The 15,000-nt window shown below is 41.1% G+C and carries 9 protein-coding genes (1 of these 9 running past the window's edge); 2 read left to right on the forward strand and 7 right to left on the reverse strand.

Translation table 11 applies throughout. The annotated features are described in order from the left end of the window. Nucleotides 1-342: 342 nt before the first annotated feature. The 6 genes from FHG67_RS14700 to FHG67_RS14725 all read right to left on the reverse strand — a co-directional run bounded on the left by FHG67_RS14700 (nucleotide 343) and on the right by FHG67_RS14725 (nucleotide 9,407). Nucleotides 343-1,110 (reverse strand): hypothetical protein, encoded by a 768-nt coding sequence (locus FHG67_RS14700; protein ID WP_002617385.1) that lies wholly within the window; start codon nucleotides 1,108-1,110, stop codon nucleotides 343-345. Between the two features lie 48 nt (nucleotides 1,111-1,158). Further along, nucleotides 1,159-2,373 (reverse strand): EAL domain-containing response regulator, encoded by a 1,215-nt coding sequence (locus tag FHG67_RS14705; protein WP_002617365.1) that lies wholly within the window; start codon nucleotides 2,371-2,373, stop codon nucleotides 1,159-1,161. Nucleotides 2,374-2,383: 10 nt separating this feature from the next. Continuing rightward, entirely contained in the window at nucleotides 2,384-3,913 is a 1,530-nt protein-coding gene (locus tag FHG67_RS14710) for a hybrid sensor histidine kinase/response regulator (protein WP_004498763.1), read from the reverse strand. Next, complete coding sequence (locus tag FHG67_RS14715) at nucleotides 3,906-4,364, reverse strand: response regulator (RefSeq protein WP_002617364.1); 459 nt, start codon at nucleotides 4,362-4,364, stop codon at nucleotides 3,906-3,908. Before FHG67_RS14715 ends, FHG67_RS14710 begins: the two co-directional genes overlap by 8 nt. Then, nucleotides 4,354-7,050, reverse strand: a complete 2,697-nt coding sequence (locus tag FHG67_RS14720) for a PAS domain-containing sensor histidine kinase (protein ID WP_036086049.1) — start codon at nucleotides 7,048-7,050, stop codon at nucleotides 4,354-4,356. The genes FHG67_RS14715 and FHG67_RS14720 overlap by 11 nt, the downstream gene beginning before the upstream one ends. A gap of 68 nt (nucleotides 7,051-7,118) precedes the next feature. Continuing rightward, nucleotides 7,119-9,407, reverse strand: coding sequence for a patatin-like phospholipase family protein (locus FHG67_RS14725; protein WP_004498761.1), 2,289 nt, complete (start codon nucleotides 9,405-9,407; stop codon nucleotides 7,119-7,121). A 370-nt stretch (nucleotides 9,408-9,777) separates the two neighbouring features. Here FHG67_RS14725 and FHG67_RS14730 point away from each other — a divergent pair, with 370 nt between their 5' ends. After that, nucleotides 9,778-10,275 carry a GNAT family N-acetyltransferase gene (locus tag FHG67_RS14730; RefSeq protein ID WP_004498762.1) on the forward strand — a complete coding sequence of 166 codons (498 nt, stop codon included), beginning with the start codon at nucleotides 9,778-9,780 and terminating at the stop codon, nucleotides 10,273-10,275. 729 nt (nucleotides 10,276-11,004) lie between these two features. Here FHG67_RS14730 and omp85 read toward each other — a convergent pair. Beyond that, on the reverse strand, nucleotides 11,005-12,459 hold the full coding sequence (gene omp85 / locus FHG67_RS14735) for an Omp85 family outer membrane protein (protein ID WP_002617426.1): 1,455 nt from the start codon (nucleotides 12,457-12,459) through the stop codon (nucleotides 11,005-11,007). 675 nt (nucleotides 12,460-13,134) lie between these two features. Between omp85 and FHG67_RS14740 the strand changes: the two genes are divergently transcribed. Next, on the forward strand, nucleotides 13,135-15,000 hold the 5' portion of the coding sequence (locus FHG67_RS14740; RefSeq protein ID WP_142499926.1) for an Ig-like domain-containing protein. The gene runs 1,824 nt beyond the window's last position; 1,866 of the gene's 3,690 nt are visible here — the first part of the coding sequence; the start codon lies at nucleotides 13,135-13,137; the stop codon falls past the right edge of the window.

Consider the following 15,000-nt stretch of genomic DNA (forward strand, 5'->3'; position numbering starts at 1 on the left):
TATTCTAACGATTTCGGAACACATTCGCAAGGACTTTTCCGAAAAACATAAATAGGGAATCTTCGTTAAACGAATGCTAAACTACTTGCTCATATCCGCCCCACCGTTTAACTGCTATTGACAAAATTACGCTATGGACTTGAAGATTATCAAGTTCAGCAAAAAAGCTAAGAGCTGGTCTCAAAACCGCACAATGCAGGAACTCCCACAATTTCAAACGATAAGAAAAAACCGCACAAATCGCCAATACGTGGAACTACCGCATTCTACAATTGCAACTCAGCAACCACATGACCTCTCTTCAGATTTTGGAACAAATTCTTAGATTGAACAAAGAACATATTATATCGATTCAAATCTGTCGTTTTTCTTCAAAGCGTCCTCGAAAAAATCAGACTCGATCCTATCGATCGAGGTTAAAATCAATTTAATCTCCATATCGGAAAGATCCCGAAAGAGTTCCTGACCTTTTTGTAATATTACAAAACCAAGACGGATTCCTTCCACCTCTTCGGGAGTATACGTTTTCGGCTTGCTTTCCATCTTAGAGACGATCGCTTTCATCATCAAAACGATCTTGTTTAAGAGTTCTTTATTAGAAAGAGTTTCAAAAAGTCTCAGGATATCCTTCCTAAATTGGTCCGCTTCTTTTTTGGAAATTCGGGAAATGATTCTATCAAAAACAATCGGGTCTTCCGGGTCGTTCCCCAATCTCAACTCTTCCTTTGTGAATTCGAACATTAAAGTTTCAAAATGTCTTGCCGTAAGATAAGAATTCAAAGCCGCAAAACCGGTTTTAAATGCCGCGCCCAAATGCCTTCCGAAATTGAAAGCGGCCACGCCTAAGGAACCGATCAAACCAAACACCTTGGAAGGACTATGGACAAAACCGGAAAGAGAACGGAAAGCCCCGTCCAACAAAAGCCTTCCTTGATATTCCGGATAAAGGAGCTCTAAAAAATATTTTAAGAGAACATCGACGACCGACCTCGGAATGGCCTTCAGTTCCGGATAACGTTCCAAATTGGAAATCGAATATCGTCGAATCAAAGAAGAACGATAAGCCCGAATCAAAATCGGAAAATCCGGATCCTGAAGAAAATTTTTCATATTACCGGAAGAATCGAATTCTTTCCTTGAGAGTAAACCAGAAAAAAATTAGAACTTGAAACTGGACAAAAACGGTAAGGTAGCGTCCGCGGGCATAGGTTTACTGTAGAAATAACCCTGCCCTTTGTCGCAACCGTGCTTTTTCATCAACTCTCCCACAACAGCGGTTTCAATCCCTTCCGCCACGACCGTCATTCCGAGTTTATGGCCGAGATCGATCGCGGCTTGGCAAATAAAAAGAGCTTCCTTATCATACGGAGCCACACTTACAAAAGATCGGTCAATTTTGAGTTCCGTAAAAGGATAACGATGAATTTGTTTCAAAGAAGAATAACCGATTCCGAAATCGTCCACGGAGAGTCCGATTCCTCGAATTCGAATCCGAGTTAGAATATCTAAGGTGGACGTGATATTTTCCAATAACTGAGTTTCCGTAACTTCGACGATCAACTGACTGTTTTTCAAACCGAAACTTTCGATCATCTTGGAAATAGTTTCGGGAAGAATCAACTTGTTCATACTCACAGGAGAAACATTTACAGCAACCGCAATACCCGGGAACTGTTTGTTCCAAACCGAACACTGGGCGAGTGCTTGAAGAATCAATTTCTCAGTCATCGCGTCCATCAAACTCGGATACGATTCCAAGATCGGAATGAAAGAATCCGGAAAAATCAAACCTCTTTCCGGATGAGACCAACGCACCAGAGATTCAAAACCGGAAACGTTTCCTGTTTTAAAATTGATCTTGGGCTGATAATAAAGTAGAAATTGATCTTCTCGAATCGCCTGCTCGATTTCCTCCGGTGTGTTCACCGAAGTCTGTTCTTTAACAGTTCTTTTTCCGACAACAAAAGATTGCGAAGATTCGTCCTTTTGATTGGAGATAAGCCCCGTAAGTACATTCTGATATTCTTGGATTCGGATCGGTTTTTCAAGAACTCCCGAAATTTTTAATCCGTATTGGATCGCGAGGGCTTCGGCACTTTGTAAAACCCTTCGATCCGCTCCGCTGATTAAAATTACGGAAACGGAAAGTTTTTTACCGGATAACATTCGTAAAACGTCGACTCCGTCCACTCCTGGAATCACTAAATCCAAAATGATATATTGAGTGTCTTCGGCCAACTTTTCGAAAAATACCCCGGCTTCATGAGTGACCGTAACTTCAAAACCGCATTGTTTGGCGATATCCCCGAGGATACCTGCAATTTCTTCCTCATCGTCTAGAATCAGTAGATTGGGTAATTTAGGCTGATTCATGAGTATTCAATTACAATATATCAAAACGGTTCTCAAGAGACTTTCTAGATATAGGCCAGGAAATTTGAGCCGAACTTTCCGAATTGTTTGCGTCAATTGAAGAAGAAAAATAAAAGATTTTTACTTTCAAATCCGAGTTTTGGGCCTTCACCGCAATCTCCTTCCACTTCGAAAAGTCTTCTCGCCAAGTTTCCGAAAGTAAAATAGTTTCGGAACTTATATTAGAAAGATAAGATTCAAAAGAATTTAGATCTCTAAAATGACGAAGCCTATACCCCAATCTCTGAAAAATATAAGACGTTCTCTTTGAAAATTCCCCTTCATTTGAAAAATAAAAAATGTCCTTCGGTTTTTTTGAAGATTCCACTTTTACGAAATGCGAATTTGATTTTATATCCTCGATAGGAAGATAGATATAAAAATCGGAACCGATATTCGAATAGGATTCGAATACGATTCGCCCTCCGCTTCTTTGTACAAAACCGAAGACCATGGAAAGACCGAGTCCTGAATTTTTCCCTTTCGGTTTTGTGGTGAAAAAAGGTTCGAAAATTTTATCGGCTATGTTCGAATCCACACCCCTACCATTGTCCGCAATCCTAAGTAAAAGATAATGTCCTTCCTTTAGTCCGAGCGATTTATACTTAGAATTCAGAACGATCGTATCAGTTTCTATCAAAATACTTCCTCCAGATTCTCCGAGAGACTCCTTCGCATTTTGGAGTAAATGCATAAGACAATTTGCAAACTCGCTTCGATCAATCCGACAAAGATCGCCCTCCGAGCGAGGATCAAAGTTCACCTGAACGTTCTGCGGAAAAATATCCTGGGGTTTTTCCAAATAATCTGCGATCAACGTGTTCGGATCCACGACTTCCGGATATAAAGATTGTTTTCTAGAAAAATTCAATAACTTCTTATTTACTTCCGCGCCTCGCATAACCGCATTTTGTGCGGAACGAATTCGATTCAAAACGTCCGGTTGATTCCTACACTGCATCTCCAACATATCCAAGTTTGCTATGATGAGGTTCAGAATATTATTAAAATCGTGAGCGATTCCTCCGGAAAATTGAGATATGGTTTCCATCCTTATAAGAAAAGTATCCATGGAAAAAAGGTTCGCCTCAGAATTCCCCTTCTCTTTCAAAACCGTAAGAAAGGTTTTTGCAATATTAAACGTCGAAAGACTCTTCTTCTCAAGATAACCTTGAAATCCCGCTTCTTTTACGATGGTTTCTATTTCTTCTTTCGAAATTCCCGAAATTAAAACAGCCAGAACGGAACCAACGACGGCACGAATCTCATGCAAGATCTCTAATCCGGTTTGCGATCCTAAAAAATGATCCACCACGTAGATCGTGTATCCGGAAGGATTGACTTTCAAATCCGCAAGCACGCTCGCGGCATCTTTAAAGCGAGTGATATTGTATTTGGGATACGGAATCTCTTCCAAATATTCCTTAAAAAGAATCGAATCTTCCTCGTCGTCTTCGATTAAACAAACCGAAATCTCGTCCGACAAATCGTTACTAAACAACGGGAAGCTCCACGATTTCAAACCAATATTCTCCCAGAGCTCGAATCGTATCCATAAACGCGTCGAACTCCACGGGTTTGCGAATGAAAGAATTTGCCCCCAGATCGTAAGTTTGAAACATATCCTCTTCTTCCCTAGAAGTCGTGAGAACTATAACCGGAATTGTCTTGAACTCTGAAATGGACTTGATCGTTTTTAAAACCTCTCTTCCATCCATTTTTGGCATATTCAAATCCAATAAAATAATTCCCGGTCTAGGGTACTTTAAAGTATCGGAATATTCTCCCCTGTTTTGAAGAAAATCGAACAATTCTTCCCCATCCTTTACAAAATGCAGAGGATTGCTCAGGTTATTCTCCCGAAAACCGTCCCTCATCAATAGACGATCGTCCGGATCGTCTTCCGCGACGAGTATATGAATCGAATTCTGATTTTTAATTTCAGCTTTCATATTCTTGAACAGACGTAAGAGCGCCCGGAAGATCCACATAAAACGTGGAACCTTTCCGTAAAACGCTTTCGGCGTAAATTCTCCCTCCGTGAAATTCTATAATTTTTTTACAAACTGCGAGACCGATTCCGTTTCCTTCATAATCTTCCCGGCTGTGCAGCCGTTGAAAGAGCGTAAATATCTTACCGTCGTGCTTTTTGTCAAAACCGATTCCATTGTCCGCAAAAGTAATTTGAATCCAATTCGATTCGGTAGGATGCGGAATACATCGAATGTTCACTTCGGGGCTTTCGCTCCGATTGAATTTAATTCCGTTTTTGATCAGATTCTGAAATACCGTTCCCATCTGAAACGGATCGCACCAAGCAAAACCGATTTCAGAATCGACCACTTTCGCATTTCTTTCTTTGATATAAATTTCCAAATCGCCAATGGAATCTTTTAAAATCTTTCTTAAATCGAAGAGCTGAAAGGGTTTCGCCCTACTTTTAATCCGGGAATAAGACAAAAGACCTTCGATCAAGTTGGATAATCGATGCGCGGAAGAAAGCATTCTTTGCAAATAGTCCACGGATTCCGAATCCAAATTTGAATTTTTTTTCAAAAGACGATCTCCGAACGCCTTAATCTTTCGCAAAGGTTCCTGGAGGTCGTGAGAAGCTATAAAAGCGAAATCTTCCAGATCCGCATTCGAACGCTGCAGTTCTTTCGTCATGTTCTCGAGTTTGAGCTGGGTATTTTGAATTTCGGTGATATCCTTACCCGTAGTATAAACAAGTCCGTGTTCCGGAGAAACGATCGTCTTCCAAAGAATCGTCTTCGTTCGTCCGTGTTTGGTTATATATCGAAGCGCAACCGAAAGATTCTTTCTATATTTTCGAACATCCACGAGGGTGTTCAACATCTTGTCCCGATCGTCCGGATGGATAATTTCAACGAGATCGATTCCGCTCAATTCCTCCCGAGTATAACCCAAAACTTCCTCCCAAGCTTGGTTCCGTTCTATGATCTGTCCGTCTAACGTAGAAATTTGAAACATGTCCCCGGATAACTTAAAAAAATGATCCTTCTCCTCTTCCGCTTCCTTGTTTTTAAACAAAACCTCGATCTGATCTGAAATCAATTCGAACATTTGAATATAAGAATTTACTGAATCAAGTTCCATTTGGGAACAAAATTCCAGAACGTAAGTCTCATGCCCAGTTCGCAAAGGGATTGCAATCCAAGACTGAATTCCGGTTTGAAACACAAAACCGGCCCTTTTAAAATTTTTTTCCTTTCGAACGTCATTCACAAAACGAATCTGATTAGTGGAAAAAACTTCTCCGATCATCCCGTCTCCGGGAGAAAAACTAGTTTCAAAACAAGCGATTCTATATCGTAGGAAAATCCCTTCCGTGGAGTACCAAGGCGAATTCTCCTCCAAAACGATCTTACCGTTTTGAAACCTCCAAGTTTGGGCAAAATTCCAAAAGGTTCCCTTGCAAATCGTCTCAAAAAGAATCTCGAAAGATTCTTTCACACTCGACGCCTTCGGAATTTTTAAAGCGATTTCTTTGAGAATGTTCTGTTCGGAATCTCTTTTCCTTTTTTCCGTAATATCCTGAAAAAACACGGAAATCCCTTCCTCAAAAGGAAAAACCCTGAACTCCATCACATTTCCGGTTTCAACAATCTTATATTCGAAAGTAATCGGCTTTTGAGTTCGGACAGCAAGTTCGAATTCGTCCCGAAAAAATCGCACCGAAGATCCCGGATACAGATCCCAGATATTTCTTCCTATCAATTCTTCTTTAGGTTTTCCTAATGTAATAAGGGATTGCCGATTCGCCGAAATGAATCTCCAGTCTTTGGAAAGCGCAAAATACCGATCCGACATACTTTCGATGATAGATTGTTTCTCCGCACGAATTTGTCTTAAAGCGTAAGAGGTTTCTATCGTCTCGGAAACATTCGTCAAAATCGTCAAAACCGCGAAAGAATCGCCAAGAGAAATCCGGTTTGTGGTGATTTTTACATAAAGAAATTTTTTGTCCTTCCTCCAATGTCTCCAAACCCCTCTAGAACGAATTCCGGTTTCCTTGGCGAAATTTTGGATCAAGGTTTCCATATCGATGCGATCCTCTTCGGGACGAATTTCCAAAAGATTCATATCGGCGAATTCTTCCCTGGAGAATCCGTAGAGATAGATCGCGGCATCGTTTACGGCAAGAAAACGTAAAGTGGACGGATCGAATAAAAACGCGGGTTCCGGGAGTTTGTAAAAAATGGATTCCACGGCAGGACTTTCCGAGGAAAGATTCCCACAATCCCCTTCTTGCGCCAAAATTTCGAACGTATAAATACGATACGTCGACTCTGCTTTATTCAAGACCGTTTTCCAAAAAAAGCGTAAAATGTATCTTTCGGCAAAAAGTGTGTCGAAATATTCCGAATCTTGCATGTGTTTTAAAAGAATTTTTTCTGTAAAATCCGCGTAGTTCCGAACCTTGCCATGAAGATGAAATAAAAAGGAAGGAAACGTATCCGGCTTCTGATCGAATCCTTTAAATCCCCAAAAACGAACGCACTCGTTCGATAAGAGAATTTTTCCAGAAGGACGTTCTTCGAGTATACAGATCTGGTCTTGAAAGGAAGCAATCTCCGAAGAGAATTCTTCCAAGAATTGGATGTCCGAGGGTTGCATGACAATCGCTAAAGAAAAAAACAATTCTAATTTCTTCATGCGGAGGATTTCAATTAAAAAATGAGAATTTACGAATTTAGTTTTTTCTTAATTTCGTTTTTCCAAATATGGACTTTCTTTCTACCGGCCTCATATCCGATTTCGTATAATTTTTGAAACTGATCCCAGTCGAAGGTGGAATACCCGCCTACGGGAAGTTCGATGTAAAGATCGGAACTATCCCGGGTCCGATTCTGATTATTCTTGCTGGACAACATTAAAGAACGCATCATAATTTCCGCAAACCCGGTATATTTCGTTTTTAAACTCTTCCGTTTTAAATGATGAAACAATAGATTGAAAAAGGAAGGAGCCTCTCCTAAATACTGAGGCCCGAGTAAATTATGATACATCCAATCCTTATCGATCTGACCTCCTCCGCCCAAGTCCACTGAAATCAAAATCCCGGCCCCTCTTTCTTTCAAAATGGAACCGGGAAGATTATCCAGTAAACCTCCGTCCACATACAATTCCCCGTTTTCGGAAAAGGGAGGAAAAATTCCCGGAATGGAAGTGCTGGACCTTACCGCCTTCCACAACAAACCTCTGTCAAAAACCTTTCTTTCAGCCCTCGTTAAGTTACAAGCAATCGCATAAAAAGGAATCGGAAGAGTTTCTATATTCCTATCTTTGAAAAATTCGTGAATCGCGTTCGAATACCTCTTTCCCCTTACAAGAGAAACGAAGGGAAACGTAAAATCTCCGAGAATATTCCGATCCAACCAAAAGTTTCGGATCAAAGGAAGAATATCGGACGAACCGAGTCCCATCGCAAACAGTCCCCCCATGATCGCCCCCGCGCTCGTACCCGAAATCATATCCACGGGAATATCGTTCTCTTCGAAACACTTCAAAAGACCGAGATGCGCAAATCCTTTTGCGCCTCCGCCGGAAAGCGCAACTCCAATACTTTTACCGGTAAGTCTTCGGGATAATCTACCGAAATCCGCATTCACATCTCTTCGTACAATCGAATGAGAGATAGAGGGAAATTTTTGTAGAATCGATTCTATCTTTTTCCAATCGGTAAAGGCGGAATCGATCAAGAACACAAGCTCCTTTTGAATTTCTTCGGGAAACATGGAATTCACTTTCCCGTAATCCAGAACGATCGGTTTGTTCGGATCGATCAAAACGAGAATTCGATCCGACTGACGAAAACAGGTTTCTCTCCAACCCGAATTGTGCGTGTCGGTCTTGAATATGAGCTTATCGTAATTTTTTTCGAGATCGTAGAACCAATTCACGAGATCTCCGATTCGATACACGTTCGTTTTTTCCGAATTCTTATCGGATTCCCTCAAACCGATCATTTTTGTAAAAACATTATAATTTACTAATATTGATTTCCCGAAATTTTTGAGACCATTTTGAAGAGAATGAAAAAAATCCTCCGGACTTCCGGTCAAATTTAGCGGAAAGACGGAAACGGTTCTGACGGAATTCGCCTTTCGATAGTTCTGATTTCTCTCCGTATTCAATCGATGTACAATGGTCCCCGTAATTTGAAAAAGAGCTTCCGGAGAATTTGCAAAACTCATACGAAAATCCTCTCTCGAAATCCGAACGACTTGACTGGTCCTCAAAGCGACTACGGTCGCCGATCTTTTATCCCCGCTCAATAGGGACATTTCGCCGATGATATCCCCCTTACCGAGTTCCCCTTGCGCGAGTATTTCCTCGTTCTTGGAGCGAACGGTCCAGGACAAACGACCGGAAACGAGAATGTACATCGAATCGCCAACGTCTCCTTGTTTGAGAAGGACTTCCCCGCCGGGAATCACGAGCCATTCCATTCTAGATTCCAAATTGGAAAGAGTGACCTTACTCAGATGAAACAAAAGTTCCACCGATGACAAAAAAGACATCAGTTCCTTTTTAGAAGGTCTCAGTTTGGATACGTGAAAAAGATGATTCTCCTTATTTAAATCCTCGATCCACTTTTTCCAACCCGGAAGTTTAGAAACAATTCGAGACAAATCATCAGGAAGTATATAAAGAATTTCAGATATTCCCGAATGTAAGATCTTATCCGGTTGAAACAAAAAATAATCCCCGGTGAATAATTCTCTGAGGATCAAGTCCTTTTCCTCCGCATCCAAAAGGGTTTCTTCGATTTTGCCGGAGAGAACCAAACACAAAGAACCGGAAACCGTCTGCGGAGATGGAATATTCGCATCCCATTGAGTTAGATTCAAACGTTTTGTTACGATCTCTTCTTCTTTGGAATCTTTCCAACCCGGAAATGCGGAGGATGTTTTTGAACGAAAATACCGCAATTGTTTCAGAATTTTTTTTTTGGAATGGGGAAAATCCATATTCTAATAGACGTTTCTCCGTAAAATTTTGAGCGGTAAAAGAACCTTTCCATGGCACGAATATTCGTATTCTATAAACGAAGACAATTGAATCGCTTTTCCCACAATAAAACTACGCACAGGACCGATCACAATTCAAGCCAAACGATCTCAAAACCAAATAATCTTTCGAATCAAACCTATCTCAAAAAGTTATAATGTTCTAAGAAGAATTTTCAAGATAGTATTGACATGAAATGCGAAGAGCAAGAACAAATCATCCCTAAGAACCAGCGCTAAAACGTAAAATATTGGATGCAAATATACGAACTTCGCAAATTCTTAGAAAATCATTCCCTACTTTTAAATCCGAAATCAACCGAATTCAGTAATGCCAAAATCCAAAACGAACTCAGGAAAATTTCAAATCGCCAATCTACTTCCAGAACACAGAGGAGCGGCAATCGAACTCGTGAATCAATTCTTTCGCCTCGTGAACTCTCTCACATTAGACGGAGTATTCAAGATTCGTCCCCGCGCGGGAACGAAGATGATTGACGTTTATCTAAAACTGAGAGGCACTGGAAAAGTACTGCTTCTCGGTGGTTTTTTGGGAGAAGAGCTTGTATCCCTTCTAATTGCCAGAACCGAAGACAAACCTTATCTCGAAGAACAGAAAATACTTTTCATCGACCTGGCCGTCACCAAACGTGGAAAACAAAAAGCGGGGTACATGAAACCTCTAGTACTTGCTTGCGAATCCTGGGCAAAAGATCAGTCATTTCAAAGTATCGAACTGAGAGCCATTGCCGAAAATGAAAATGCAGTTTCGTTCTGGAAGGCGATGGGTTATCGTCCTTTTTATATTCGTTTTAGAAAATCAATTTAGGATACCACGAGAAACTATCTCAAAAATACTTTATCTTTGCTTAAAACCGATTCCAATCATTCTAAGATATTTTTTGAGATAGCTTCAATCTCTACGTAAGAAACGAACGGATAGGAATTACCAATCCCTATAAAATAGAATACCGTCAGTTTGAGCATAAATCCCGCGTTTAAACTTTAGACGCAGAATTTTAGACACTCTGTTCTGTAGAGATGGGTAAAAGTGTAACCCATGTCGTTGGTTTAAACTGTTACCTATGTCCCAGGATGTACAAGATTTTGGGTGGTGGGGCGGAAAGGTTCGGGAAATTTTTCTCTATCAGAAAATCATACTTTTTGCAAGTAAAAAGTATCATTCTTGTCGGAACACTTGAAAAATATCAGTTTTTGATCCTTATTATCCCAAAAGCCTTCTTAATTTGTGTGATTGGTTATGGGCTCTCTAAGAATCGCGTTAACTCAGCGAATGCCTCTCTATGGATCGGCATTCAGGTCGAAACATAGAATCGCTTTCGTACTTGTTATACTAAATAGTTTTTTTAAGGGTTTTGGATAGACTATTAGATTTTTGGAATGGATCATTCATAAAATCCTTCCATTTATGCATTAGACGAAATGTATCGAAAAAAATTGTTTCCCAAAGATCGACACAGAGTTTGCCTATTTGTAACGAGCGGACACGTTGGGTAAATATTTTGTTCGGTTTTTCAAAAAAGAAAAAATGGTTCCATCAAAAAGCGTGACTAAAATCTACAAACATCTGAGTATCCTCTTTGGACTTTGCAAGGTCGATCAAAATCACCGTCGCCTGATTCCAAATGATCCGAAGACCGCCTCCCCAAGAATGTTTGTACCCTTGAAAATTGATTCTTTTTTCAGAATCCCAAACACGGCCCAAATCGTAAAACGGAACAAAACTAAAAGTAAAAAGTTCATCAGAGATTTTGAATGTAGCAAACCTCCAGCGAAGCTCCGCGCTTCCGAAACCGACCACGGGAGCGACAAATCGATCTTGGCGATAACCGCGCATTGTCTGAAGTCCTCCGATACCCGTCATAGAACCGTCCAAGCTCCACATATATCTCACTTCGGAAAAAGGAGCTCCGAAAGAAGTATAACCGAGTGCGCCTCTTGTAGCAAATACCAATTCTTCGAAAACGTCCGGCAAAATCTTATAAAAGTATTTTGTCTGAAAGAAAATCTTATTATAATTGAAGTCGGAGCCGGTACGCTTCGAAACGTTTGCCATATTCAATTCCACTAATATACCTCTGTCCGGGTCCGGTTCGAAATCACGAGTATCGTAGGCGATACCCACTCTGAAATAAACGATCTCTCCTCCGCTATAACCTCGAATCCTACCGGCTTTATAGTCTTCCGTCAGTTTTGACTCACCGTTTGGAACCGACGTATCCCAGGCGCTACCCGCTAAGTACGGATCCTTGGACGGATTCCAAATTCCGTCGGAATGACCGATGATATTCCTTGAAATTTCATTTGCGATTACCCATTTCCAAGCCTTCCAGAAAGTGTAATCAATGCTGTTAAAGAAAGTCGTCGAGTTAAACAAATACTGATTGTATCCCTGATCGCTGACCGTAGGAGTAATTTCCGATCCGGTCCGAGAAGGACGAATATAAGATTGAGACGCCTCATAAGCATCAAAACTGGCATTGGTTACGCGACCGATTCCCGGAAGATTTCTGGGGCGGTAAGAAAGAGGTTGAAGAGAAGATTCCCCGATTCCAAAATATTGAGAATTCGGATTGAAATCCAATCCAAAACTACTCTTCCATCGAAACGCGGTATTTAAAATATAGGGAGAATCGAACTGGATAAAGTGATTTTTTACCCCTTCGTTGGTTTGAAACAATTGAAACGTAAGTTTGCTTCGATACGCTTCATATTCATAGTACAAATCGGTTTTTTTCCCATTAAAAAATAAACTCGCACGAATTCCCCCGCCCTGACCTCTCACAGGATCCGAGCTCAAAAGAGGGACCGCTGTCACATACCAACCTTCTTTTTTTTCAGCAAGTTCGCCCGGTTCCAATTTTTTTCCCTCATCCAAAGGAATTCGGGCTTCAGGCAAGCTCCTCAATTCCTCTCCAAAAATCGGTAAGAAATTACCAAATGCGATCCATAAACCAAACCAAATCCAAAAGCTATAAAAAAGGCGATACATGATGATTCGAAAATCCCCCTTTTTAGAAAGTTTTTTGTATAGGTTTATTTTCATTCCGGAAATGGATTTCTAATTAACGTGAATTCGGTGGTTGAAAATGAGAAAGAATTTTCTAAAAGTCAGTGTCCCTACTTTTAAATTTGTTCGTAAAATCGCGATTTGTTGTAGTTCCCACATTTTAAAAATAGATTTACAGCGTTCAAATTCCAACTTCCTACAAAAAAGATGAGCCATGGGATTTCTTACGACCCTGCTCACGTTAATGATTCCCTTACTTTTCTTTACGAAAACGATCTTCGGACTTTCTATTTCAGTTTTTTTGATTCAAAATGTTGTTTTTTTTCATTAAAAAACAGCTTTATTCCGATAAAGTATTCTACCCAGCCCAAAAGAAAACCAATCCGCAAGCTCGATTAAAAGAATAAATTCTACAAAAATTTGAATTCGAACTTACTACAATTCAAAAATTAGAATCAAGTTATAATCTAACAAGTATTCAATCCCGAAATAGGCTAATCTCTTCCCATATTTCAGGCGAAAAATTTAAATTTCTTCAAACCCAATTGAAATTCTTTCAAATCTCGATTTTAGTGAAACGCTTTGTGATAGGTGGTCTTTGCCATGAAAATATCCGTTAAAATTCTTTTTTCTTTTTCCGTTTTTGTGCTCGGGAGTATGGGCTGTGTACAAGGAAATGGAAATTCGGGTATTCCGTTTCTTGCATATCTGGACTTCGGTAATAAACTAAACTCAAACTCATTTAATGTTTTTCAAATCTCTCCCGGTCCGAATGTCTCTGGTGTTTCGTTGAACACCTCTATCCAAGTTGGCTTTAATCAAAAATTGGATCCTTCCAGCATTCAATCTCAATCGATTCAACTCACTCAAGGAAACTCCATTATCACTGGAAGTTTGACTTCTACGGAAAAAACCCTTCTGTTCAATCCGACTTCCGCCTTGGCAGCCTCTAAAGCTTATACGGTTCGAGTTTCAAAAGCTATAAAATCCGAGGACGGTTCCTCTCTTTCGGAGGACTATGTTTGGAATTTTACAACCGGCGCTGTCGTAGATGCGATTGCACCCGATTTATCCCTGAGAACTCCGGCCTCCAATGCAACTTTAGTTCCCAATAATACATCCGTTCAAGTGGCGTTTACGGAAACGATAGATTGCACTTCCGTCAATGGGGGAACTCTCAGTTTAAAAAACACCGTAACCACTCTTTACGAAGCGGGAAATGTTGCGTGTGTAGGCTCGGTCATAACGTTTACTCCAACCGCACCTTTGGCATTCAATACGGCTTATCGAGTAGATCTATTTTCTACCGCGAAAGACCTTGCAAACAACACACTTGCGAATAGTTATAATTGGAATTTCACAACCGGACCGGGGCCCGATCTGGTTCCTCCGACCGTTTCTTTTATCAGTCCCGCTCCGAATTCGCTAGACGTCCCGATCAACAGTGCAATAAGTATCGCCTTTAGCGAGCCGGTCGATTGTAGCACCGTTAACGGTAATATCGTTCTGGATGATCCTTCACCCGGAACGATCAACGTGGGCGTAAATTGTACTGGTACAGGAGTGATTCTTACTCCCGTGCTCAATTTGGCAACAAATACGGTTTATACCGTTATCTTTTCCAACGCGATTAAGGATTTGCAAAATAACGGCCTCACGGTTCCGGCGGCTCCTACGTTTACAACCGCAGCAGCTCCAGTTGTGGACAATACGGCTCCAACAGTTACATCCCAAGTTCCTGCCGCATCCGCAATCGGTGCAGGACTCAATACAAAACCTATGGTGGTCTTTAGCGAGCCTATGGACTGCTCTACAGTAAACACGGCTTCTTTTAAATTGAAAGAAACTGGAAGCGGTACGTATTTGAGCGGGACTGTGCAGTGTTTCGGAACTTCCGCCACTTGGACGCCGGATCCGATTAATCCTTTTACTGCTAATAAGCAATACACCGTAGAAGTCACTGCAGGTGCGCTAGATGCGGCGATGCCCGCTAACGCTCTCAATCCTCCGGTAGTAGGTCCGATGAACCTCTGGAACTTTACAACGGGGCCAGGTCCTGATGTAGTTGCTCCGAATGTCGTTTTGGTAACACCCTCTAACGGGGCATTGGGAGTGCCTGTCAATAGTGGAGGCAGTATCGCTTTTAGCGAGGCGATGAATTGCGCGAGCGTTGGAGCCGGTAGTATCCTCTTGGATGATCAGTCAAACTTTTCATCCCCCATTGTCGGTGTAACGATCACTTGTAATGGAAATACCGCCACTTTTACTCCTCCCGCAAATTTGGCGTTCAATCAAACGTATTATGCGAGAGTCAAAAGTGCGGTAACCGATACTACGCTTGTCAATTCCATGGGTGCAGATTATGACTGGTCTTTTACGACCGGAGCGGCGGCGGATGTTACGGCCCCTCAAATTTCTCTTTCCTCTCCGCTGTCAGGTGCAACCGGCATTCCAACTAACGCAACGATCACCGTGGCGTTTAGCGAAACGATTGATTGTACTACTTTGAATTTGACAGTTAAT

The organism is Leptospira weilii (assembly GCF_006874765.1).
Lineage (GTDB): Bacteria > Spirochaetota > Leptospiria > Leptospirales > Leptospiraceae > Leptospira > Leptospira weilii.

What these genes read in the sequence shown, in the direction of transcription:
- FHG67_RS14700 (WP_002617385.1), bottom strand. Translation starts at nt 1,110, where the DNA reads ATGAAAAATTTTCTTCAGGATCCGGATTTTCCGATTTTGATTCGGGCT.
- FHG67_RS14705 (WP_002617365.1), bottom strand. Translation starts at nt 2,373, where the DNA reads ATGAATCAGCCTAAATTACCCAATCTACTGATTCTAGACGATGAGGAA.
- FHG67_RS14715 (WP_002617364.1), bottom strand. Translation starts at nt 4,364, where the DNA reads ATGAAAGCTGAAATTAAAAATCAGAATTCGATTCATATACTCGTCGCG.
- FHG67_RS14720 (WP_036086049.1), bottom strand. Translation starts at nt 7,050, where the DNA reads ATGCAACCCTCGGACATCCAATTCTTGGAAGAATTCTCTTCGGAGATT.
- FHG67_RS14725 (WP_004498761.1), bottom strand. Translation starts at nt 9,407, where the DNA reads ATGGATTTTCCCCATTCCAAAAAAAAAATTCTGAAACAATTGCGGTAT.
- FHG67_RS14730 (WP_004498762.1), top strand. Translation starts at nt 9,778, where the DNA reads ATGCCAAAATCCAAAACGAACTCAGGAAAATTTCAAATCGCCAATCTA.
- omp85 (WP_002617426.1), bottom strand. Translation starts at nt 12,459, where the DNA reads ATGTATCGCCTTTTTTATAGCTTTTGGATTTGGTTTGGTTTATGGATC.